The following is a 22,366-nucleotide window of genomic DNA, read 5'->3' as shown; positions in this document are numbered from 1 at the left end:
CGCGGCACTCCGACGTTTCCATTGTCGCGTCAGTTGAGGTCGGGGTCACCTTTGCTCGACGGTGTTTCGCGGTAACGATGAACCAAGTTCTTGATAACAGGTTCGGCGCAGCGCCGCAGCACGATGATCAGTTCGACACGTCGAGGATCTTGATCGCGAAGACCAGTGAGTCACCCTTCTCGATGCCCGCGCTCGGCTGGCCATCGGGGTAGCCGTCGGCCGACGTCATCGCGACGGCGACGGTGGACCCGACCTTCTGGCCGGCGATGGCCTTCTGGAAACCGGGCACGACGCGCATGAGAGAGAAGGTGGCCGGCGCACCGCGGTCGTAGGCACTGTCGAACTTCGAGCCGTCCCGGCCGTTGAAGCCCGCGTAGCAGACCGAGACCGTCGCGGTTTCCGGGACGACGGGTCCGGTGCCGGCCTTCAGCGTCTGCACCTGGGTCTGGTTCACGCTGAACGGCCCCTTGACGGTGACGACCGGCGCGGCGGTGTCGGTGGATCCGGTCACCGCAACGCTGCCGGTGGCGCCATTGAGCGTCCACTCGGGTGAGCCGGCCTGTCCTTCTGCCGTCGGGCAGGTCCGGGCGGCCGCGGTCGAGGAGTTGTCGAGGGCGGACACCGCGCTCGGGGTCGTGGTCACCAACGGCGCCTGGGTCGTCGTCGCCGCCGGCTTTTCATCGGAGCCACACGCGGTGAGGGCGACGGCGAGTGATGCGGCGCAGGCGGTCAGTGCAACGGTGGAAGACACGCGAGAGAAGTTCACCGGTGTCACGCTACCCGGACGGGATCGGGATGAGGACCGCGACCAGGAAGTCGGATTTGTCGGTGAACACCCGCAGATCCCAGGTGGACAGCAACACATCCGGGGTGAGGCCGGCCTGGCTGGCGTCCCGGAAGAACTGACCGAACTCGTAGTCGCGGCCCGCGCCGAAACCGATGACCACGCGGCCGTTGTCGGCCAGGTGGGCCCGCAGCCGGGAGAGCACCTGGACCCGGGTGCTCGGGGCGACGAACGTCATCACGTTGCCGGCCGACACGATCAGGTCGAACGGCTCCGGAATGCCACGGGACGGCAGGTCGAGTTCGGCGAGGTCGCCCACCAGCCAGCGTGGTCCCGGGTGATCCTCCTCTGCGGCTGCGATGAGAGCGGGGTCGACGTCGACTCCGACCACATCGTGTCCGGCCGCGGCGAGGTAGCCGCCGATGCGGCCGGGGCCGCAGCCGGCGTCGAGGATTCGCGCGCCGCGGGCGGCCATCGCGTCGATGAGGCGGGCTTCACCGACGAGATCCTCACCCGCGCGGGCCAACGCCCGGAACCGTTCGATGTACCACTGCGAGTGGCCGGGATCGGCTTCGACTTTCTGCATCCACAGGCTCTGCTCGACCATGCGTCCATTGTCGCAGCCCGGAATTCACCGGCTGCCCACCACGCTCTTGGCGATCAACATCGTCGCGGCCTCACGGATGTGGTCCGCGTCGATGCCTGCCCAGCCGAGCAGCTCGCGGGACGTACCGGACCCGGGCATCCCGCGAACCGCCAGATGCGCGAGACGGATATCGGCAACATCGTGCGCGGCGAGCGCATCGAGAACTGCCGACCCGAGACCGCCTTCGGGATGGTGATCCTCGGCGACGACGACGCGGCCACCGGTGGCGCCCACAGCCGCGGCGACGGTGGCCGCGTCCAGCGGTTTGATCGAGTAACAGTCGATGACCCGTGCGGCGATGCCTTCGCCGGCGAGTTGGTCTGCGGCGCTGAGGCATTCGTGTACCGTCACGCCGGCGCCGACCAGGGTGACGTCGTCGGTCTCGGATACCCGCAAGAGCTTGGCGCCGCCGACGGGAAACTCCTCGGTGGCGTCGTACAGCACCGGGTAGGCGCCGCGCGTGGTGCGCAGGTAGCAGATTCCAGGTGTCGCGGCCATCGATTGCACCAACGCTGTGGTGCTGGTGGCATCACTCGGGTACAGCACGACGGCGTCGTGGACGGCACGCATCATCGCCAGGTCCTCGAGTGCCATCTGCGAGGGGCCGTCCGCGCCGATTTCGACACCGGCATGGGAACCAACAAGTTTCAGGTTCGCATTCGATATCGCGCCCATGCGAATGAAGTCGTAGGCGCGTGTCAGGAACGCCGCGAACGTGGAGGCGAACGGGATGTATCCGCGGACGCCGAGGCCGGTGGCCGCGGCGACCATCTGCTGTTCGGCGATGAACATCTCGAAGTAGCGGTCGGGGAATGCCTGCGCGAATTCGCCTGCGTGGGTGGAATTTCCGACCTCGCCGTCGAGTGCGACCACGTGACGATTGCGACTGCCGACGGATACGAGCGCAGCACCGTATGCCTTTCGCGTCGCGACGTCGTCACCGAGTTGGTAGCTGGGGAGGTCGACGGGCTCGACCGCGTCCCAGTTCTCGGTCGGCGCGGGCGCCGGTGGCTCGAGGCCGCGCACGATCACCCGGCGCCGGCCGCCGAGTTCGGCGATCGCCCGTTGGGCCATGTCCTCTGGGAACGGTTTGCCATGCCAGTCCGGGCTGTCCTCCACCTCCGAGAACCCTTTGCCCTTGATGGTTCTGGCGATGATCACCGTCGGCCGGTCCTCAGCTTCTGGAGCGGTCACGCTTGCCATCGCTTCGTCGATCGCGGTGAGGTCGTGTCCGTCGACCACGAGTGTCCGGGCGCCGAAAGCCTGGCAGCGCCGCGCGTAGGCAGCGACGTTCCAGCCGAGGTCCGTCGCGCCCCGTTGTCCCAGCCTGTTCACGTCGATGAGGGCGACGAGGTTGTCGAGTTTGTAATAGGACGCCTTGTCGAGCGCTTCCCACATGGAGCCTTCAGCCATCTCGCTGTCGCCGCACAGTACCCACACCCGGTAGGAAAGACCGTCGAGGTACTTACCGGCGAGCGCGAGTCCGATGCCGTCCGGCAGTCCCTGGCCGAGTGAGCCTGTCGCGACATCCACCCACGGCAACACCGGGGTGGGATGGCCTTGTAGGCGCTGTCCGAACCGGCGATAGCCGTCGATCAACTCGTCGTCGGTGATCGCACCGACGGCCGCGAACGCCGAATACAGCAGCGGCGACGCGTGGCCCTTCGAGAAGACGAGGTGGTCGTTGGTGACGGCGGCCGGATCGCGCCAGTCGTAGCGCAGATGGCGGGTGAGGAGGACGGCGATGAGATCCGCGGCCGACATGCTCGACGTGGGGTGACCGGACCCGGCGCTGGTACTGGACCGGATCGAATCCACGCGCAGCCGAGCGGCAAGTTCGGCGACGGTGTCGATGGGGGTAAGCGGCGGCGGAGCTGGTGGTGTCGTGTTCACACCGAGCACATACCCGGTGTCACGGTCGGTACACGCGGTTCACGGCAGGCACCGCGTGGACTCGACGATATCGGCGTCCATATTCCGGTGCATCATGGCGAGTGCCGCCTTACCGAGTTCTGGGTCGATGTGCGCGACCGCGTCGGCCGGCACCACGACGTTGTAGTGCCGCAGGTAGCCGTCGAGCGCGCTGTAGAGGATGCACTGTTCGGTGACCTGGCCCGTCAGGATCAGCGTGCCGACGCCGCGCTGCCGCAGCAGGTAGTCGAGTGCGGTGGCATAGAAGACGCTGTGCCGCACTTTGGTCAGGAAGGTGCTTCCGTCCGTCGGGACCAACGGCCTGACGAGCTCGGGGTGGCGTCCGGCGAGCGCGATGTCGACGATTTCCTGCCGGCCGGCACTGAAGTCTTCGTGGTTGTCATTGACGTACAGGACATCGACACCGTCGTGCTCATGTGCCTCGGTGAGGAGCCGTTGCAGCGGATCGAGAATCTCGGCGACGTTCCTCGCGAGGTCTTGGCCGTCTTCGTGCCGGTAGTCGTTGAACATGTCGATGATCAGCAGAGCGGTCTCACTCATCGATGGTGCATACCCGGACGTCTCCGCGGGCACACCTGCCGTCGTCACTGCGCCGCATCGCGCAGGATTTGTTGCAGCCCTTGCATCGGGTCCGTGGCATCAGGCGGCGGCAGGGGTGGTGGAAGTGTCGACGTGGCGTCCCCGGATACCGGTGGTGGTGCCGGTGGTGGTGCCTGCGGAGGCGGTGGTGGCGGTGCGGCCGGCGGCCGGCCCGTCGCCGCGAGCTTGGCATCCAGTCGGGGCATGGCTTCCGCGCGGATCCGGTGGCGCTCGGAATCGGTATCGGTATTGCCCGCAAAACAGTTGGCGGGCGCGTGTTCGACCACGTCTCTGGCCGCGGTGTACTGACGGGCAGCAGCGTCGCGGTCGTCCGATGCGGCAGCCTGGTCCCCGAGGGTTTCCCGAACCAGCTCGAGGTTGACGCGGACCGGGCACGATCGTTCAGCCGGCGTCCGAGCCAGGGCGTCGCCGAATTCGCTGTCCGCGTCGCGGAGCCGGTGCTGCAGCACCGCGAGGCTCCCGCCGGCATAGGACACCCGGGCAGGTTCGATGACGTTGAACCGCCGCAGGATTGAGATGTCGGCGGACAGCGCCGCGGTGTCGCGGTTCGCGTAATCGGTGACCACCGAGTCGCCGACCACGGCGACCGACGCGAGCTTCGCGGCGAGGATCAGTACACCCGCGACGACGGGTGCCGAGCCCAGGAGGAGCCGGCGACGCAGCTGCGGTCGGCCGGTTTTCACAGCCGGACTCGATCCAGTCGGGACCGGGCGGCTTCCCGCATCGTCAGAAACAGCTCGATGAGCAGGAGCACGGCGGCAAGCCCCGAGAGCGCCCAATAGAGTTCCGTGCCGCTGCGGGCGGAGCCGGTGGGCTGTTGGACGGGGCGGGTGACGTCGGTGAGCGTGTCGGCCGGCAGCCCCGCGTCTGCGCGCTGTACGTACGGCACCCCGATCTGTTGCGCGACGGCACGCAGGGTGGGTACCGCGTCGTCGCCGTAGCCGATCACCGCTCCGCCGGTGACCACACCCTGCGGCAGGTCGAATTCCCTTTGTGGGGTGGCGGATTCCGGTGTTCCGGCGCCGAGGTAATAGACGAGGTTCTTGGCATCCGGGTACTGCTGGACTGCGCTGAGCAGCTGATAGCGCAGCACCGTGCTTGCCGCGCCGGCATCGGCGGGCGGCAACTCGGGTGCGCGAGAGGTGACTGGCGTCGTCACGACGGGCTTCAGGCTCCACGCATCGGCCGACAGCGGCCATTCCAGCGCTGGGCCGGAAGCGAATCCGATGACGGCGAACCGGGCCGACGGGTAGCGGTCGATCAGTTGCGTGATGTCGGCGCTCGCCTCGGCGGCGCGTCCGCGCCCGTCGGGTCCCGGTGCCGCCATGTTCGACGAGCGGTCGACGACCAGGAAGATGTTCGGCTCGAGCGCACCAGCGGTCTCGGGCGGGGGCACCGTCGCGCCGATGGTTGGGCGGGTTGCGGCAGCGATCAACAGCAGCACGGTCACCCCGAATCCGGCCCAGCGCCACGTCCGCCAGCCGGCGTGTTCGGTGCTCCGGCGTCGCCACCATGCCGCGCCGAACACTGCCAAGAGGGCCACCAGGAGTGGAACGTCCGGCGTCTCGGTCGGTTTGGCGGCAACGTTTGTCCGATCCGCCGGAGGGGGATGGCGGGTGATGTCGCGCAACGACGCACCGACATCGGTGGCGGAGTGGGACCTGCCGCCGGAGTCGTGTACGAGCCCGGAGACCGTGCCTGCCCCGTCGCCGATGAGGAGTGCGTTGACCTGGATCTTGCCGGCGGCAGCCAGGTCCCGAAGCGCGGCGCCGCCGAAGAGCCGGCCCGGTTCACCATTCGATGCTTCCGGTCCGACGTAGATGAGTGACCTGCGTGGTGTCGAGGTGGCAGCGGACGGCGGGAACCCGGCCATGCACAGCGCGAGCAGGTCGTCGATGTTCGGGGTGTAGCCGGCGTACCGCACCGGAGCGACAAACGGTCTGGCGTCGCTGCTCTTTGTCTGACGGGCGTAGGCGGTGAACTGCGCGGCAACGTACTGGTAGTCCCGGGTCAATGGGACGACACGGCGATTGGCAGACGTCAGCCCGATCCGTTCCGTGGTGAATTCGCGGGCGGATTCGGCGAAGAACTGCAGCGCCGCGGTCACGGGGGCATCGGAGACCGGAGCTCCGACACAGATCATGATGTCCTGCGGCGCAGCAGCTTCGGAGCGGCGCTCCAGTGTGGGCAGTCCGGTCGGTCGCGCCGTGGCCACGACGGTGGCGCCGAATCCCACCACGAGCAGCGCGACGGCGGACCACACCGAGATCGTGTTCCGGCGTTGTGCCCGCCGATATTCGGGCAGGCGCGTCAGGCGGCCGGTGTTGGCGAGCGGCCGCATGTCACCGGGTCGATGGCGGTGCGGCCAGAGCACGGCGAATGCCACGCACGCCGCGAGCGCGACGCACCCGATGATCGCTGCAAGCCGCCAGATCAGCTCCATCGCATGACCAGCGCTTCGGCAGTCGCGCAGGCTTGGCCGACATCGACATCTGAGCTCGGATTGAATTGCACGTCAACGAGTTCGGACAGCAATGGTGCGGCAGCACTCGCTGGGCCGGCCGCGATGGCGCCGACGTGCATGTACTGGACGCCCAGCCCGGTCGCCGCATGCAGGAACCGTCGGACTTCCCGGCTCAGCGCCGCCCCGGCAGCCGGCGCGGAGAGGTAGCCCGATCGATGGCGCCTGGCAATGCCGCGGATGTCCCGGACCGCGCGGCGCTTGATCATCTCGTCCCGCACCGTGCGGATCAACCGCACGTCGCCGATCCGTTCAGAACTCGACGTCGCCATGAAAAGCCAGGCATACCAGGCGATCACACCGAGTACGAGCGCGCCCGAGAGCCACGGCCACCACGCGGAGTAGGGCTCGGGACCGATCACGTAGCGCAGGAGATCGTCATCTGGCACGTGCGTAGACCCCCGTCATCGCCGTCAACGCCGATTTGATCTGGGCGCTCGCGTCGATTCGCGCATGTGGCACGCCGGACACGGTCAAGAACTCCGAAAGATTCTGTCGGCGTTCGTCTTCCGACCGCCGGTATGCTGCGGCGACACTGCGGTCGAGTGCGGACGGCGGCAAGAGGAACTGCCCGTCAGCGGCGTCGTAGCTCCGGCCGGTGTCGGCTTCCACCGGCGGCATGTCGGTCACCAGCGCCCACAGCACGTCGTGCCGGGCAGTCAGTGATCGCAGCACATTTCCCAATGCGTCACTGATGTCAGGCTCGTCGGACACGATGAACACCAGCAGCCGGTGGCGGTAATGCGTTGCGAGCCAGCGGAGTTGGACGAGTAGATCGCTGCGTGCGGGCGATCCGTCGGTCAACTGCAGGTAGTGGTGCAGCATGCGCTCGATGTGGGTCTCGCCGCGGCGCAGCCGGGTGTCGATGCAGCCACGGCGGTCGCCGGTGACCAGGCCGATCTCGTCGGATCGACGCAACGTCATGAGTCCGATCGCGCCGATGACATGCACGACGATGTCCTTCTTGAACTCTCCCGATGGGGCGAGCGCCGTCACGTTGCGGCCGGCGTCGGCGACCACCACGATCTTGTGGTGCTTCTCGGATACGAATTGTTTGATCAGGGTGTGTCCGGACCGGGAACTCGCCTTCCAATCGATGTCCCGGACATCGTCGCCCGGGACGTAGGGACGCAGTTCGTCGAACTCGAGGCTCCGGGTGTGGATCAGCGCGTAGCGGCCACCTTCCAGGAGGCTGCCCGGGTCGCGGCCGATGTGAATTCTCGCGGCGTCGAGGTGTTTTCCCATGTCGGCCTCACGGCACCGGGACCGTCTGCAGCACCGCGTCGACCACGGCGTCAGGCGTGATCCGGGCGCTCGCGGCCTCGAAGCCGAGAATCAGCCGATGGCGCAGCACGCGGTGAGCGAGAATCGAAATGTCCTCGGGTACAACGTGTCCGCGGTCGTGGATGACGGCGAGTGCGCGTGCGGACCGGCAGAAGGCGATGGTGGCGCGGGGGCTCGCGCCGTATTCGATGAGTCGGGCGAGGTTGGACGGCAGGTGTTGGGCCGGGTCACGCGTGACCGCGACCAGTCGGCTTGCGTAGGCGACGAGTGCGCGGTCCAGGTGGACCGAACGAACGATCTCCTGCGCGCGGCGAACGTCGTCGAGGGATACCACCGGGGCGGGATGACGATCGCGGTCGTACCGCCCGGCGTCCATGCGGTCGATGATCTCGATCTCGTCGGTGATCGATGGGTAGTGCACGAGCTCTTTGAGCATGAAACGGTCGGTCTGGGCCTCCGATAGGGGATAGGTGCCTTCCTGGTCGACTGGGTTCTGGGTCGCGATGACGAGAAACGGCTCGGGTAGCGGGTATTCGACGCCGGCGATTGTGGTCTGGCGTTCCTCCATCGCCTCGAGCATTGCGCTCTGCGTCTTGGCGCTCGAGCGGTTGACCTCGTCGAGCAACACGATATTGGCGTGCACCGGGCCCAGCTGGGTGGTGAACGAGTTGGTGTCCGCCTCGAAGATCTGTGTGCCGATGATGTCGCTGGGCAACAGATCCGGCGTGCACTGGATGCGGCGGAAGCTGCCGCCGACCGATGCGGCCAGGACCCGCGCCGCGGTGGTCTTGGCGAGGCCGGGCACGCTCTCGATCAGCAGGTGACCACCACCGAGCAGGGCGACGAGCATCGTTTCACGCAGGTGCTGCTGGCCTACGACCTGATGCGAGAACGCCGATGCCACGGCGCCCACGATGTCTCGAGCTTCGGCGATATCACTTTGGCCGGGCTGCATGCGAGGTAGCGTCATCGGTCCTTCCGGTTTGCAAGAATCGAGTTGTGGCTACCCCGACTCCGGTATCCCAAAACCCGAGGCCAGGACCGGTGATGACACCAGACAGCGCATTTGACGATTTCATCGACTTGCTCGACTACCCGATGTTCGTGGTCACGGTACAGGCCGAAGACCAAACCGGCGGTTGTCTGGTCGGTTTCGCCACGCAAGCCAGCATCGACCCACCGCGATTTCTGGTCGGGCTGTCCACGTCGAATCGCACGACGTCGATCGCGCGGACGGCCACGCACCTGGCCGTGCACCTGCTGCCGCGCGAGCAGTTGAAGCTGGCCGAACTGTTCGGCAGTGAGACGGGTGATGACGTCGACAAGTTTGGGCAATGCGACTGGCACGTCGGGCCGGCAGATACGCCGATCCTCGATTCCGCGGTGGCGTGGTTCGTCGGCGAGATCATCGGGAGATTCGATATGGGCGACCACGTCGGCCATCTCCTGGCACCTGTCGCCGGCGGTACCTCCGGAACCGAACGCCGGCCGGTGTACTTCGACGATGTAAAGGATCTCAGCCCGGGGCACGGCGCGTAGACAGGGATGAAATGACCGGTATCGCAGGCAAAGTCGTCGACATCACCATCCGGCCGACCGTGCAGGGTTAGCGGCGCTAGCGCGCCGACAACCGCCGGGCGATCTCGCCGTAGCGCTCGAAACGGTCGGAACCACCGAGAGCGTTGTAGAGGACGACGCGGGTGGCAACACCCTCGTACTTGGCAATCAGCTTGTCCGCCAGTTCATCCCACGTGGATTCGGTGGCGAACGCGGCGATGTGGTCGTCGGTGATCTGCGCCATCATGCCCGCCATATCGCCCGCCTTCTGCTTCTCGCGCAGTCGTGCGGTGGTCCCTTCGAAACCGGCTTCGTCCCAGATGAACGCGTAATTCGGCGTGCTGCCGTAGAAGCTCATGCTGGCGCGGACGAACTCGCGTTCGTTGTGGCGTTCCTCGTCGGTGTCGCCGACGATCGTCATGGCCGGGATGATCGTGTCGATATCGGCGGGGGAGCGGCCCGCTTTCTCGGCTCCGGCAGCCACATTGGGCAGCACATGGCGCGCGACGTAACCCGGCTCGCCGAGTGGGTGAATGTGCACGCCGTCGGCGACCTCACCGGCCATGCGCAGCATCCACGGATTCACCGCGGCGATGTCGACCTTGGGATCGGGCGCATCGATGGGCCCGGGGCTCCACTGGGGCGTGATGAAGTCCATGTCATAGAAATCGCCGTGATGGTCCAGCTTGCCGGTGCGGAACGCTGTGAAACAAGCCTTCACCGCACGAACGTAGTCGCGCAGTCGCGGGCCCGGCTGCTCGAAGGGCATGCCGTAGCGCCGCACCACATGTGTCCGCACCTGGGTGCCGAGACCGAGCCTGAACCTGCCGCCGGTGGCTTCCTGCAGTTCCCACGCCGACGCCGCCGTGACGAAAGGGCTGCGTGGAAACGCGACGGCGACACCGGTGGACAGCTCGAGTCCGGGAGCGGCCTGCGATGCGACCGCCGCACTCAGGTATGCGGTCCGTCCGGTCTCGGTCAGTAACAGGCCGGAGAATCCGGCTGCCTGAGTGCGCTGGGCAAGTACGCCCATCTGAGCCAACGGCTGCGGAACGGTCATCACGTCGATGTGCACAGCGGCAGCCTACGGATCGCGGCACGTGTCAGGGGTCGGGTGTACATTCGAACGTATGAGCGAAGCCTTCGAGCCTGGCGCCGACGAGGCGGCGTTGTTGGGTCGCATGGCTGAGCTCGAGCAGGCGAAGGGGGCTGCGGCGGCCGAGCAGGCGCGGTTGGCGGCGGCGTTGGAGGCTCGGCGGGTCGAGGCCGCACGGGCGGGTGGGCCGCGGGTGTCGCGGGCGGCGCTGGGTTCGGAGGTGGGTTTGGCTCGGGGCGAGTCTCCGCACCGGGGCGAGCGGTTGATGGCGATGGCCAGGATTCTGGTCGCGGATATGCCGAGCACGCTGGCGGCTTTGGAGTCCGGCGTGTTGTCCGAGCATCGGGCTGAGCTGATCACCAAAGAGGCGGCGTGCCTGTCGGTGTTGGATCGCCAGCTTTTGGATGCGGAATTGTGCACCGACCCTGCCACCATCGACGGAATGGGCGACGCCGAGATCGCCGCCCAGGTCAAACGGATCGTCTACCGGCTGGATCACGACGCTGCACTGGAGCGGGCGCGCCGGGCCCCGGCCGGGCGACATGTCCGGTTCCGTCCCGCGCACGACGGCATGGCCACCGTGAGCGTGCGACTGCCCGCCGCCGAAGGCCGCGCCATGCACACCGCCCTGTCCGACGAGGCGGCCACCACGCTGGCCTCGACACTGCCGGGCCACATCGCGCGGATCCACCCTGCGGCCTGAGGGCAGGTACTAGCGTCTGGACAGCGGCAGTTCACTTCGGAGGGGGAGGCGTCATGCGGGTGCTGGTCACGGGCGGTACCGGTTACGTCGGCGGCTGGAGCGCGAAAGCCATTGCGGACAAGGGACATTCGGTCCGGTTCCTGGTGCGCAACGCGGACCGGTTGCAAACCAGTGTGGCCAAATTGGGCGTCGACATCTCTGACCATGTGGTCGGCGACATCACCGATCGCGACTCGGTGCTGCGCGCGCTGGACGGATGCGACGCCGTGCTACACGCCGCGGCGCTGGTCGCCACCGACCCGAACCAGACGGCGCAGATGCTGAGCACCAACATGGACGGTGCGCGCAACGTGCTGGGTGGCGCCGCGGAACTGGGCCTTGATCCGATCATCCACGTGTCGAGCATCACCGCACTGTTCAACCCCGACGTGGACAAGCTGGAGGCCGACCTCCCGGTGTTCGGCGGCACGGACGGTTACGGACGGTCCAAAGCCCAGGTCGAGATCTACGCCCGCGGCATGCAGGACGCCGGGGCTGCCGTGAACATCACCTACCCCGGCATGGTCATGGGTCCACCCGTCGGAGACCAGTTCGGCGAAGCCGGCGAAGGTGTGGCCCAGGCACTTCAACTCGGGGCGATTCCCGGGCGCAGTGCGGCGTGGACCGTCGTCGACGGGCGGGACCTGGCCGATCTCCACGCGGCATTGCTGGAGCCGGGCAAGGGACCCCGCCGCTACATGGCCGGCGGCCATCGCATCCCGGTGGACGAGTTGGCGCGCCTGCTGAGCGAGGTCGGTGACAAGACCATGCTCTCCGTTCCGATTCCCGACACCGTCCTGCGGATGGCCGGTCAGGTACTTGATCGGCTCGGACCATTGCTGCCGTTCCAGACGCCGTTCACCGAGGCGGCGATGCAGTACTACACCCAGATGCCCGACTCGGACGACACCCCGAGCGAGCGCGACCTCGGTGTCACCTACCGTGATCCGCGCATCACCCTGGCCGACACCGTCGCCGGCTTGCGCAGCCTGGGCCGCTGAGGCGAATGATGGCTGAGGTCAAGAAGTTTCAGGTCACGTTCGACTGCGCGGAACCTGAGCGCGTGGCGCGGTTCTGGTGCGATGTGCTGGGCTACGTCGTACCGCCGCCGCCGCGGGGATTTGCTTCGTGGGACGACTTCGATCGCGCTCTGCCACCCGAACACCGGGGCTCGAAGTTCGCCTGCGTCGACCCCGGAGGTGTCGGCCCGCGCCTGTTCTTTCAGCGCGTTCCCGAAGGCAAGGCGGTGAAGAACCGGGTGCATCTGGACGTGCGCGTGGCCACCGGGCTGGTCGGGGACGACCGCCTCGCGGCGCTCGAGGCGGAGTGCGAGCGGCTGCTCGCGCTCGGCGCGGTCCGCGTGCGATTGCTTCCCGCCGACGACATCAACGAGTCGTGCATCGTCATGCAGGACGTGGAGGGAAACGAGTTCTGCCTCGACTGACGGCAGGCGCTCGTTCAGCGATTGCCAGGAACTGCTGATACCTTGCGGGCCGTGTCCGTGCTGAACCGAAGAGCCTTCTTGGCCGGCCTCGGGGCAGCCATCACCATTCCGCCCGTCGTGGCCACCATCGAGGTGGCACGAACGGCGCTGGCCACCGCTTTGACGGCGCCCCGGGCCGCGGCCGCCCCGCACGCGCCGGAACTGTTGGGAGCGGCGGCGACAACCAGGCCGGCGCTGCTGCCGCCGCCTCCGGCCGCAGCCCGCATCGCCCTGCCCGGGACCGGTGTACTGAGCGTCCTGCCGGGCCAAGGTGACCTGCTGGCCCTCACGGTCGACGACGGCGTCGACAGCAACGTCGTGCGGCTGTACACCGAGTTCGCGAAGGCCACCGGCGTCAGGCTGACGTTCTTCGTCAACGGCACGTACCGGTCGTGGACCGACAACGCGTCACTGCTGCGACCGCTGGTCGAATCAGGCCAGATCCAGCTGGGCAACCACACCTGGTCGCACCCGGACCTCACCACGCAGTCACCGGCACAGATCGCCGACCAGATTCAGCGCAACCATGCCTTCCTGTCCAGCACGTACGGTGTCGACGCGCGGCCGTATCTGAGGCCGCCGTATGGCCGGCACAACGCGGCTGTCCGTGCCGTCGCCGCCGACCTCGGCTATACCGTCACGACGATGTGGACGGGCTCCCTGGCCGACTCGACGGTCATCACCGAGGACTACATCGTGAAGATGGCCGACACGCATTTCCGGCCGCAGAGCATCGTCCTCGGCCACCTCAACCATGCCCCGGTGACCCACGTCTTCGACCGCCTCGCCGACGTCGTCCGCAACCGAAACCTGCGCACCGTCACCTTCAACGACGTGTTTCTCCCGAGCCACCCGACGCCGTAGGCCGGCCGTCGCATCTGAAGAAAAGAAATGCGGCGACCGGTTCAACGGCGTAGATGTGGTGAAGCGGGTTGGCCACGACAAGAGGGGTGCCAGGGTGAGGCAACAGGTTGCGATCGGTGCGGTGGGTATGGCGGTTGTGCTGGGGGTCGCCGGCTGTAGTGGCGAGAAGCCACCGTCGGAGACGACGAGCTCGACCAGCAGCACAACCAAGACCACGTCATCATCGGCATCGACTACCACGACGACGGCCTCGCCCACGCAGCCGCCGACAGGCAATCCCCCGGCCGGTCAGGCCGAGGTGACCGTTGATGGGGTGCGTCAGAACATCACGGGAAATGTGGTCTGCACCAACGCGGTCGGCAACTTCAATATCGCCATCGGACAGAAGGTTTCGGGAGTGGCGGTGGTGTTGACGCCCGACGGCGCGACGGTGCACTCGGTGATCCTGGGCAACGTCAACGGCGTCATCCTCGGCTACCAGCAGGGCATGTCGGGCGGTCAGGCCACTGCGTCCAAGGACGGCAACACGTACATCATCAGCGGTAGCGCGACCGGGGTGACGGCAGCGCTACCGCCCGTGATGGTGACCAAGCCCTTCGAGATTCGCGTTACCTGCAGCTGAGGGTCACGCCGCGATCTGGGTGACGTTGAGGTGCTTGTGCGCCTCAGGCCGGGGCCGCCCCATCATCGAGTGCGATCGGCCGTAGGCGAAGTAGAGCACCACGCCGATGACCATCCAGACGAGGAACCGCAGCCAAGTCTCCACTTCGAGGTTCAGCATCAGCCACAGGCAGGACAGCGCCGCCAGGATCGGGACCACGGGGACGAAGGGCACGCGGAAGCCGCGCTTGAGATCAGGCCGGGTCCGGCGCAGGATCGGTACGCCGATCGCCACCAGGATGAACGCGACCAGTGTGCCGATGTTGACCATGCCCGCGAGTGTGCCGAAGTCCACGAACGCCGCCAGCACCGCGCACACGACACCCACGATGACGGTCAGTCGCACCGGGGTGCCGTGCTTGCCGGTGTGTGAAAGCCGCTTGGGGAGCAGGCCGTCGCGGGACATCGCGAACAGGACGCGGGTCTGGCCGAGGAACATCACCATGACGACCGTCGACAGGCCCGCCAACGCGCCGATGGAGATGATGTTCTTGGCCCACGTGTCACCGTGGAGGGCGAATGCCGTTGCGAGGGTGGCGTTCTCCCCTTGGAGCTGGGTGTACGGGACCATGCCGGTGAGGACGAAGGACACCGCGACGTAGCAGACGGTGACGATGGCCAGCGCGCCGAAGATGCCGCGGGGGACGTCGCGCTGCGGGTTGCGGGTCTCTTCCGCCGCGGTGGCGACCACGTCGAAGCCGATGAACGCGAAGAACGCGATGCTGGCCGCGGTCAGCAGGCCCAGCCACCCGAAGCTCGTACCGCCAGTTCCGGTGAGCCAGGCCAGCATTGACTGATGTACGCCGTCGGCCTTCGCCGAGGGCTGCGCCGCCGGGATGAACGGCGTGAGGTTCGAGGCCTTGAAGTAGGTGGCGCCGACGACGAGGATCAGCACGATCACCGCGAGCTTGATCGCCACGGCGACGGCCGAAACCCGCGATGACAGTTTGGTTCCGGTCGCCAGCAGGACGCCGACGATCGCGATGATGACCAGTGCACCCCAGTCGAACTTGACGGACCCGAGGTGCACCACCGGCGACACCGTCCCGCCGAGTACATGCCCGAGGTATTGCGACCAGCCTTTGGCGACAACGGATACCGCGAGTGCGAACTCGAGTATCAGGTCCCAGCCGATGATCCACGCGACGAGCTCACCGAAGGTGGCGTAGGCGTAGGTGTAGGCGCTGCCGGCGACGGGCACAGTCGAGGCGAACTCGGCGTAGCACAGTGCGGTGAGCCCGCAGGTGATCGCCGCGATGACGAAGGCGACCGACACGGCCGGCCCTGCCATGTTGCCCGCGGTCTGAGCGGTAAGGGTGAAGATGCCGGCGCCGATGACGACGGCAACGCCGAAAACCGTGAGATCCCTTGCCGTCAGGTCTTTGCGGAGCTTCGAATCGGGTTCATCGGTGTCCCGGATCGACTGCTCGACCGACTTGGTGCGGAAAAGCCCGCCGCCGGCGCCCATCAGATGGCCCCGTCGAGCCGCTGTTCGGCGAACAGGTTCGCGGCGGCGCCGATGCTGATGCCCGCCTCGTGTGCGGTGGCGATGATGTCGCGGCACCGGTCGAAGATGCGGGTCACGTCGGCCTCGACGGCGGTGCGGTCCGTGCCGTGCAGCTCACCGGCGACCTGGATGAGGCCGCCGGCGTTGGCGACGAAGTCAGGTACCCAGGTGATCCCGCGACGGCCGAGCAATGACTCGACGTCCGGCGTCGCGAGCTGGTTGTTCGCGGCACCGCAGACCAGCTTCGCCTCGATGGTTTCAGCGCTCATAGGCGTCAGAGTAGCCCCGAGGGCACACGGAGCATAGACATCGACCGGGGCGTCGGCAACTGAATTGACGACGCGCACCGACGGGTGATCGATCGTCAGGCGCTGCAGTGCCGCGTCGTTCACGTCGGTGGCGAATACGTCGGCACCGTCGGCCAGCAGCAGGGCGATGAGTTCCCGGCCGACCTTGCCGACACCCTCGACGCCCACGGTTCGGCCCGCCAACGTCGCTGCGCCCCAGACTGATTCGGCGCCGGCACGCATGGCGTTGAAGACACCCAGTGCGGTGAGGCGGGCGCTGTCACCCGAGCCACCGGCTCCGGTGCTGCGGCCGGTGACGTGCGAGGTGTACTTACCCATGATGTCGAGATCATCGGTGTTGGTGCCGACGTCTCCCGCGGTGACGTACCGTCCGCCGAGGGTGTTGACGTAGCGCGCGAAGGCCGCGAACAGCGCTTCGCTCTTGTCGCTGGTCGGGTCGCCGATGATCACGGACTTTCCGCCGCCCAGGTTCACCCCGGCCGCCGCGGCCTTGTACGTCATGCCCCACGACAGTCGCAGGACATCCTCGAGCGCCTCGAATTCGTCGGCGTACGGATACATGCGGCAACCGCCGAGAGCGGGGCCCAGCGCCGTCGAGTGGATGGCGATGATGGCCTTGAGGCCGGACTCGGCGTCCTCGCAGAACACGACCTGCTCGTGGCTGCGGGAGCTCAACTTGTGCGAGCGACCGAAGACTCCGGCGGGGGTGGACACTGTCACTACGGATTCCTTTCTGCTGCCGCATGTTTGGCGGCATGTGTTGACACTGCCGCAGGTGTGACGGCAGGACAGCTGAGGTGGTGGCCGGTCAGGCCGGGATGCCGAGCTCGCGCAGGCGTGCCCAGTACAGTTCGACGTTGCCGAGTTTGACATCCTCGTAGCCGCGGACCATGTCGGGCAGTCCGGCTGCCTCGACGGCCGTGGCGTAGTTGTCGGCGGTCAGCTCGCTGGCGAGGCGCAGCACCATGGCCGTGTAGTGAGACAGCAACTGCCGCTCCACTTTCCGGACGTGGGCGTAACCGAACGGGTCCAGCTTGGTGCCGCGCAGCACCTTCGCCTTTGCCAGCAGCTTCAGTGCCCCATGCGATTTCGGTCCGAAGCCGACCTTCTTCGTGCGGCCCATGGCGCGCAGGGCGGGCGGATGCAGCTTGTAGGTGAGGTTCTCCCCACCGGGCACCTGCGCCTGAACGTCCGCCAGGAACGCCGGGTCGACCAGCAGCCGCGCCACCTCGTACTCGTCCTTGTAGGCGGTGAACTTGTACAGCCCGCGCGCCACGGCCTCGCTGAACGCAGTGTTGTCGGTGATGGTGCGCTCCAACTGCCACACAGCCTGGACCGTCTCGACATAGCGCCGCGCGACCTTCGCGTTCTGGTAGCCGACCAACTCTCCGGCCCGCAGTTCGACCAGCCGGCGCACCTCACCGCCGAACGTGGTGCTGGCAAGCAGTTCCGGGCTCGCGACGGCGGGCGCGGACTTGGGTCGCGCGGCGTCGACCGCGGCGGCGAACGCGGCTGGATCGGCGACCGCGACGCGGCCCCAGCGGAACGCCGCCACGTTGGCGGCGACCGCGACACCGTTGATGCCGATGGCCTCTTCGATGCTTGCTTCGGGCAGGCGCAGGCCGCCGGTCTGGAAGGCGGCGCCGACCACCAGGAAGTTGGCCGCTGCGGTGTTGCCGAACAGCGCCTGGGCGGCGGCGAGTGCGTCGAAGTGGGTCAGCGTGCGGGTGGCGGCGGTCAGCCGGTCCAGCAGCAACCGGGTTTCCGGGTAGGCGACCGACTTGTCGTACACCATGTCGCCGGTTGGGGTCTGGCTCGTCGAGGCGACCGCGATGGTGCGTTCGGCACTGCCGTAGGCCAGGTTCCGGTTGTCGGTCGCGGTCAGCAGGTCGATCGCGATGATGCAGTCGGCACTGCCCGAGGTGAGCCGGTTGGACGGCTCCAGGGCGCCGGTCGAGAATCGCAGGTGCGACACCACCGGTCCGGCCTTCTGGCTCAGGCCGATCTGGTCGAGGCTCTCCACCTCGTAGCCCGCACGCAGTGCGGCGGTCGCAAGCACCTGGTTGACCGTGACGATGCCGGTACCACCGATGCCGGCGAGCAGGACGTTCTGCGTGCCGGTCGGCGCCCCGAACCCAGGATCCGCGACCCGTGGCGGCTCCGTCGCGCTGCGCCGGGATGTCTTGCGGCCCTTCTTGTCCGGCGTCAGCTCGACCGTGACAAACGACGGGCAGTCGCCGTCGAGGCACGTGTAGTCGGTGTTGCACGAGGTCTGGTCGATGCGGGTCTTGCGGCCGAACTCGGTGTCGACCGGCTGCACGGACAGGCAGTTCGACTTGGTGCCGCAGTCGCCGCAGCCCTCGCAGACCGCCTCGTTGATCACCACGCGGGTGTTGCGGGTCGGCAGGGTGCCGCGCTTGCGCTGACGGCGCGCGTCGGCAGCGCAGTGCTGGTCATAGATGAGCACCGTGACGCCCGGGATCTCGCGCAGGACCTTCTGCGCCTCATCGAGCCGGTCGCGGTGCCACAACAGCGTGCCCTTGGCGAGAGCTTTCTTGTCGTGCCGCTTGGGTTCATCGGCGCAGATGATGATCTGCTTGACGCCCTCGGCCGTCAGCTTGTGGGTGAGTCCCGCCACGACCAGCCCGCCTTCGACGTCCTGCGCGCCGGTCATGGCGACCACTTCGTTGTAGAGCAGTTTGTAGGTGATGTTGACCCCGGCCGCGATGCAGGCCTGCACCGCGAGCTGTCCGGAGTGGAAGAAGGTACCGTCGCCGACGTTCTGGAACAGGTGCGGCACATCGGTGAACGGGGCCTGCCCGATCCACTGGCTGCCCTCGCCGCCCATCTGGGTGAGGCCGACCACGGCGCTGTCGCTGCGGCCGGACATGGTGACCAGGGTGTGGCACCCGATGCCACCGCCGCCGATGGAGCCCTCCGGGATCGCCGTGGATCGGTTGTGTGGGCAGCCGCTGCAGAAGTACGCGGTTCGGTTGGCGGACAACACTTCCAGTGACAGTGGCGGGGGAGCGGTGCGCTTGAGTTCGACGTGATCGCGCAGTACCCGGCGCAGCGGGGTGAGCAGGCGGGCGGCGGTCAACTCGCCACCGAGCGGGAACAGCGGCGCACCGGCCGCGTCGTGCTTGCCGACGATCTGCGGGGCATCAGCAGTGCCGTAAAGGATTTCCCGGATCTGCGTTTCGATGAATGCCGTCTTGTCCTCGACGACGATCACCTGCTCGAGGCCGCGCGCGAACGCGAGCACCGACTGGTGTCCGACCGGATACGGCATTCCGATGCGCAGCAAGCGGATTCCCGCACGGTGCAGGGCCGCGTCGTCGACGCCGAGGTCGAGCAGGGCCTGGCGGACCGCGTCGAAGGTGGTGCCGGTGGCGGCGATGCCGACCTTCGCGCGCGCCGGATCGACCTCGATTGCATCCAGGCGGTTGATGTCCCCGAAGGCACGGACGGTCGCCCAGCGCGGCCCGTAGAGGTCGGCTTCGGCGAGCAGGCTGTCGGCGGGAGCGGCCATCGGCCGCTGGACGTACGTGAACGGCTTTCCGTCCCACAGGATTTCGGGTGCGGTGATGTCGATGTCGGCGACGTCGGCGTCGACGGTCCACGCGCCGTCAGCGACGTCGGCGACGATCTTCATCGCCACGACGCAGCCCGAGGCCCGCGACAGCGCGACGCCCTGCATGCCCATCGTGATGATCTCTTCGGCGTTGCGCGGGAACAGGACCGGGATGCCGAGGGCGGCCAGGGATCGCTCGCTCACGGCGGGGACCGTCGATGATTTGGATGCGGGGTCGTCGCCCACCAGCAGCAGGACGCCGCCGCGGGGGTTGACGCCGTACATGTTGGCGTGGCGCAGCGCGTCCGTCGCGCGGTCGACGCCGGGGCCCTTGCCGTACCAGACGCCGATGACGCCGTCGTGCGTCGCCTTGCCGGCGGGGAGGTCGGTCTGGCTGCCCCAGACCGAGGTGGCGGCGAGTTCCTCGTTGAATCCCGGCGTGAAGACGACGTCGTGCTCGGTCAGCACGCCCGGCATGCCGAGCAGCATCTTGTCGACGCCGCCGAGAGGGCTGCCCTGGTAGCCGGAGACGAAGGTCGCGACGCGGCGGCCGGCGCGGAGGTCGCGGACGTGCTGCTCGACCATCATGCGGGCGATGGCCTGGACCCCGGTCAGCAGGACGGGGCCGGCGCCGGCGCGGTACCGGTCGTCGAGGTCGTAGGGCGCGGCGGGTTCGGCCGCTGCGAGTTCGGATCGGGACAAGACACTGGTCATCGACAACCTCCACACTTTCCGGCACTCAGATCGCCAGTCGCAAACGCGAACTATTAGCAATCAGTGCAGCGAAATCTGCCCCTGTGGGTGATCTACGTCAACAGTCGGCGAAAAAGTTGATCAGACTGCTCAATTGTGACGTGGCGCACTGTGACGCACGCATCATTTTGTTCGACGGTGCGTCACGTGCTGCACCAGCGGCAGTGACCGGTACTCGACCGGAGTCGCCATCGCGAGCATGGTTTCGGAGTGCTTGACGCCGTCGATCCGGTGTACCCGCTGGATGACGCTGAGCAGCTCTTCCTGCGTCTGAGCGGCGATCCGGGCGAGCAGATCCGCCCGCCCCGTCGTGGCGTGGACCTCCAGCACATGCGGGATGTCCTGCAGGGCTTCGATGATGGCGTTCATCTTGGTCTGGTCGGTCTCGATGAAGACCAGCGCATGTACCGCGAACCCGAGCTGCGACAGGTTGATGTTCGGCGGGTAGCCGCGGACCAGGCCGGATTCTTCGAGCCGCTTCATGCGTGCCTGCACGGTGTTGCGGGCGACCTTGAGCCGCGACGCCAGCTCGAGGATCGGCGTCCGCGGGTCGGCGGCCAGCTCCGACAGCAGCGCGGAATCGAGTGCGTCGAGCTTGATGGTCATGCCGCATTTTCCCACGGGGGCACCGCGGGTCACGCCGATTCGGCGACGCTCACCTGCGCTTCGCATCGGACATCGAAGTTGACGGAATTGGCGATGAAACACAGGTGATGCGCCCGCTCGTGGACGCTCGTGAGTGCCTCGCGGTGCCGGTCGTCGGTGATCTCGACGACCGGGCGCAGCACCACCTCGGTGAAATATCCACCGCCATCCGGGGTTTGAGCCATGGTGCCCGACGGGTGATCGGTGTATCCGGTGACGACGATGCCCTCCTGGGAGCACAGCGCCAGGACCCACAGCATGTGGCACTGCGCAAGGGAGGCCACCAGGAGCTCCTCTGGGTTCCAGCGCTGCGGGTCGCCGCGGAACGCGGGGTCAGCGGTACCCGCGATGGTGGCCTTGCCGTCGGCGCTGACGTCGTGCGCGCGGTCGTAGTCGCGGTAGCCCGAGGTTCCGGTGCCGGTGTTGCCGGTCCACGTGACGTCGAGTTCGTAGTGTTGCGTCTTCGCCATGTCGGGCGTCCCCTTCGTCGGTACCCCTTCTGTTCTAGCGCACGGCCCCGAACATCAGTGCTTGCGACGCCCGCGGTCGCCCTTCTCCTTGCTCTCAGCCGACTTGGTCTCGGACGACTTGGCCGCCCGCTTGGCCTTCTTGGTCCCGGTTTTGCGTTCGGAGACGGCCGATTTCTCCGGCTTCTCGTCGGATTTGGTGCGTTTGGCAGACCGCTTCTCGGTGACGTCGGCTGCGGTCGGTTTCGCGGCGAGTCGTGATGCGGTGGGCCGCGGCGCGTGGGTGAGGACGTTGGCCAATCCCTGGACCGATGACACGACGTTGGCGATGGCGCTCACGGGGTTGCGTCCGCCCAACACCGTGCCTATTCCAGTGGTCGACAGCGTGGCGACGGCGTAGTAGACGCCGATTGCGGCCCTGGCCACCCTGACGACGTAGATCACCGGGGTCAGCGGCGCGAGGTGGGGCGCCAGCGTGGCCGTCACGGTCTTGGTGGCACCGGCAGCGGCGGCACCTGCCGATCCGATTCCGCCGACCAGCTGCCGCACCTGGGGCGACGACGACGCGCCGGGAAACGCGGCGACCGCGCTGACCAGACTCTGCAGATGTGCCGTCGTCGACGCCACCTTCTGCACGGCCTCGTATTGACCGGTGCTGGAGTCGACTTGTCCGCTCAGCACCAGCAGCGGAAAGTCCGGTGTCTGCCAGTAGATGACGTCAGTGGCGACTGCCTGGGCCGCACCGCCGACGTTGCCGACGTACTGAATCGGGTTGAATGCGGCATCAAAGGCCGCGGCCGTGAGGGCGTACCGGTGCTCGGCGCTGTGCACTGTCGTCGGGGGTGTCGTGGGGAGAACCGGTGCGGCACTGGTGACCACGACGGCGGCCGAGCACACCACAGACAGCGTTACGACCTGCGTCTTGACCCACATCAGAACGACC

The 22,366-nt window shown here is 67.3% G+C and carries 22 protein-coding genes; 6 read left to right on the top strand and 16 right to left on the bottom strand.

Features of this window, described 5'->3' with window-relative positions; all coding sequences use genetic code 11:
* Positions 1–127 precede the first annotated feature (127 nt).
* Genes QRN63_RS10650 through QRN63_RS10610 form a run of 9 tightly spaced genes read right to left on the bottom strand, consistent with a single transcriptional unit; the run spans position 128 to position 8,737 of the window.
* Positions 128–751, bottom strand: a complete 624-nt coding sequence (locus QRN63_RS10650; protein ID WP_410506052.1) for an FKBP-type peptidyl-prolyl cis-trans isomerase — start codon at positions 749–751, stop codon at positions 128–130.
* 25 nt (positions 752–776) lie between these two features.
* On the bottom strand, positions 777–1,391 hold the full coding sequence (locus QRN63_RS10645) for a class I SAM-dependent methyltransferase (RefSeq protein WP_285030736.1): 615 nt from the start codon (positions 1,389–1,391) through the stop codon (positions 777–779).
* Between the two features lie 24 nt (positions 1,392–1,415).
* Positions 1,416–3,323, bottom strand: coding sequence for a transketolase (locus QRN63_RS10640; RefSeq protein ID WP_285030735.1), 1,908 nt, complete (start codon positions 3,321–3,323; stop codon positions 1,416–1,418).
* A gap of 39 nt (positions 3,324–3,362) precedes the next feature.
* Positions 3,363–3,902 carry a cysteine hydrolase family protein gene (locus QRN63_RS10635; protein WP_285030734.1) on the bottom strand — a complete coding sequence of 180 codons (540 nt, stop codon included), beginning with the start codon at positions 3,900–3,902 and terminating at the stop codon, positions 3,363–3,365.
* Positions 3,903–3,946: 44 nt separating this feature from the next.
* Positions 3,947–4,645 carry a hypothetical protein gene (locus QRN63_RS10630; protein ID WP_285030733.1) on the bottom strand — a complete coding sequence of 233 codons (699 nt, stop codon included), beginning with the start codon at positions 4,643–4,645 and terminating at the stop codon, positions 3,947–3,949.
* Positions 4,642–6,405, bottom strand: coding sequence for a vWA domain-containing protein (locus tag QRN63_RS10625; RefSeq protein ID WP_285030732.1), 1,764 nt, complete (start codon positions 6,403–6,405; stop codon positions 4,642–4,644). The genes QRN63_RS10630 and QRN63_RS10625 overlap by 4 nt, the downstream gene beginning before the upstream one ends.
* Entirely contained in the window at positions 6,396–6,872 is a 477-nt protein-coding gene (locus tag QRN63_RS10620) for a hypothetical protein (protein WP_285030731.1), read from the bottom strand. Before QRN63_RS10620 ends, QRN63_RS10625 begins: the two co-directional genes overlap by 10 nt.
* Positions 6,862–7,728, bottom strand: coding sequence for a DUF58 domain-containing protein (locus QRN63_RS10615; RefSeq protein WP_285030730.1), 867 nt, complete (start codon positions 7,726–7,728; stop codon positions 6,862–6,864). Before QRN63_RS10615 ends, QRN63_RS10620 begins: the two co-directional genes overlap by 11 nt.
* Positions 7,729–7,735: 7 nt before the next feature.
* Positions 7,736–8,737, bottom strand: coding sequence for an AAA family ATPase (locus QRN63_RS10610; RefSeq protein WP_285030729.1), 1,002 nt, complete (start codon positions 8,735–8,737; stop codon positions 7,736–7,738).
* A 77-nt stretch (positions 8,738–8,814) separates the two neighbouring features.
* On the opposite strand from QRN63_RS10610, the gene QRN63_RS10605 reads away from it, so the two are divergent.
* On the top strand, positions 8,815–9,306 hold the full coding sequence (locus tag QRN63_RS10605) for a flavin reductase family protein (protein WP_267317574.1): 492 nt from the start codon (positions 8,815–8,817) through the stop codon (positions 9,304–9,306).
* Positions 9,307–9,382: 76 nt separating this feature from the next.
* Here QRN63_RS10605 and QRN63_RS10600 read toward each other — a convergent pair whose 3' ends face one another.
* Positions 9,383–10,399, bottom strand: coding sequence for a TIGR03617 family F420-dependent LLM class oxidoreductase (locus tag QRN63_RS10600; protein ID WP_285030728.1), 1,017 nt, complete (start codon positions 10,397–10,399; stop codon positions 9,383–9,385).
* Positions 10,400–10,454: 55 nt separating this feature from the next.
* On the opposite strand from QRN63_RS10600, the gene QRN63_RS10595 reads away from it, so the two are divergent.
* The 5 genes from QRN63_RS10595 (at position 10,455) to QRN63_RS10575 (ending at position 14,131) form a co-directional block, all read left to right on the top strand.
* Positions 10,455–11,123: a DUF222 domain-containing protein gene (locus QRN63_RS10595; protein WP_285030727.1), complete on the top strand. Its 669-nt coding sequence runs from the start codon at positions 10,455–10,457 to the stop codon at positions 11,121–11,123.
* A gap of 53 nt (positions 11,124–11,176) precedes the next feature.
* Positions 11,177–12,163, top strand: a complete 987-nt coding sequence (locus QRN63_RS10590) for an NAD-dependent epimerase/dehydratase family protein (RefSeq protein ID WP_285030726.1) — start codon at positions 11,177–11,179, stop codon at positions 12,161–12,163.
* Between the two features lie 8 nt (positions 12,164–12,171).
* Positions 12,172–12,606 carry a VOC family protein gene (locus tag QRN63_RS10585; RefSeq protein ID WP_285030725.1) on the top strand — a complete coding sequence of 145 codons (435 nt, stop codon included), beginning with the start codon at positions 12,172–12,174 and terminating at the stop codon, positions 12,604–12,606.
* A gap of 204 nt (positions 12,607–12,810) precedes the next feature.
* Positions 12,811–13,509, top strand: coding sequence for a polysaccharide deacetylase family protein (locus tag QRN63_RS10580; protein WP_502888108.1), 699 nt, complete (start codon positions 12,811–12,813; stop codon positions 13,507–13,509).
* A 94-nt stretch (positions 13,510–13,603) separates the two neighbouring features.
* Positions 13,604–14,131, top strand: coding sequence for a lipoprotein LpqH (locus QRN63_RS10575; RefSeq protein WP_285030723.1), 528 nt, complete (start codon positions 13,604–13,606; stop codon positions 14,129–14,131).
* Positions 14,132–14,134: 3 nt separating this feature from the next.
* On the opposite strand, the gene QRN63_RS10570 is transcribed toward QRN63_RS10575, so the two are convergent.
* The 6 genes from QRN63_RS10570 to QRN63_RS10545 all read right to left on the bottom strand — a co-directional run bounded on the left by QRN63_RS10570 (position 14,135) and on the right by QRN63_RS10545 (position 22,356).
* Entirely contained in the window at positions 14,135–15,637 is a 1,503-nt protein-coding gene (locus QRN63_RS10570; protein ID WP_267317568.1) for an amino acid permease, read from the bottom strand.
* Positions 15,637–16,698, bottom strand: a complete 1,062-nt coding sequence (locus QRN63_RS10565; protein ID WP_285030762.1) for a Glu/Leu/Phe/Val dehydrogenase dimerization domain-containing protein — start codon at positions 16,696–16,698, stop codon at positions 15,637–15,639. The genes QRN63_RS10570 and QRN63_RS10565 overlap by 1 nt, the downstream gene beginning before the upstream one ends.
* 94 nt (positions 16,699–16,792) lie before the next feature.
* Positions 16,793–20,272, bottom strand: coding sequence for an indolepyruvate ferredoxin oxidoreductase family protein (locus tag QRN63_RS10560; protein ID WP_285030722.1), 3,480 nt, complete (start codon positions 20,270–20,272; stop codon positions 16,793–16,795).
* Between the two features lie 162 nt (positions 20,273–20,434).
* The gene (locus QRN63_RS10555) at positions 20,435–20,917 is read right to left on the bottom strand and encodes an Lrp/AsnC family transcriptional regulator (RefSeq protein ID WP_267317566.1); all 483 of its coding nucleotides are present in this window, start codon (positions 20,915–20,917) and stop codon (positions 20,435–20,437) included.
* Positions 20,918–20,946: 29 nt separating this feature from the next.
* Positions 20,947–21,426, bottom strand: coding sequence for an OsmC family protein (locus QRN63_RS10550; protein ID WP_285030721.1), 480 nt, complete (start codon positions 21,424–21,426; stop codon positions 20,947–20,949).
* 54 nt (positions 21,427–21,480) lie between these two features.
* Complete coding sequence (locus QRN63_RS10545; RefSeq protein ID WP_285030720.1) at positions 21,481–22,356, bottom strand: hypothetical protein; 876 nt, start codon at positions 22,354–22,356, stop codon at positions 21,481–21,483.
* Positions 22,357–22,366 lie beyond the last annotated feature (10 nt).

Source organism: Mycolicibacterium sp. lyk4-40-TYG-92 (assembly GCF_030209435.1).
Lineage (GTDB): Bacteria > Actinomycetota > Actinomycetes > Mycobacteriales > Mycobacteriaceae > Mycobacterium.
Note: the sequence above shows the minus strand (reverse complement) of the source record. Positions and strands in the feature narration are given on the sequence as shown.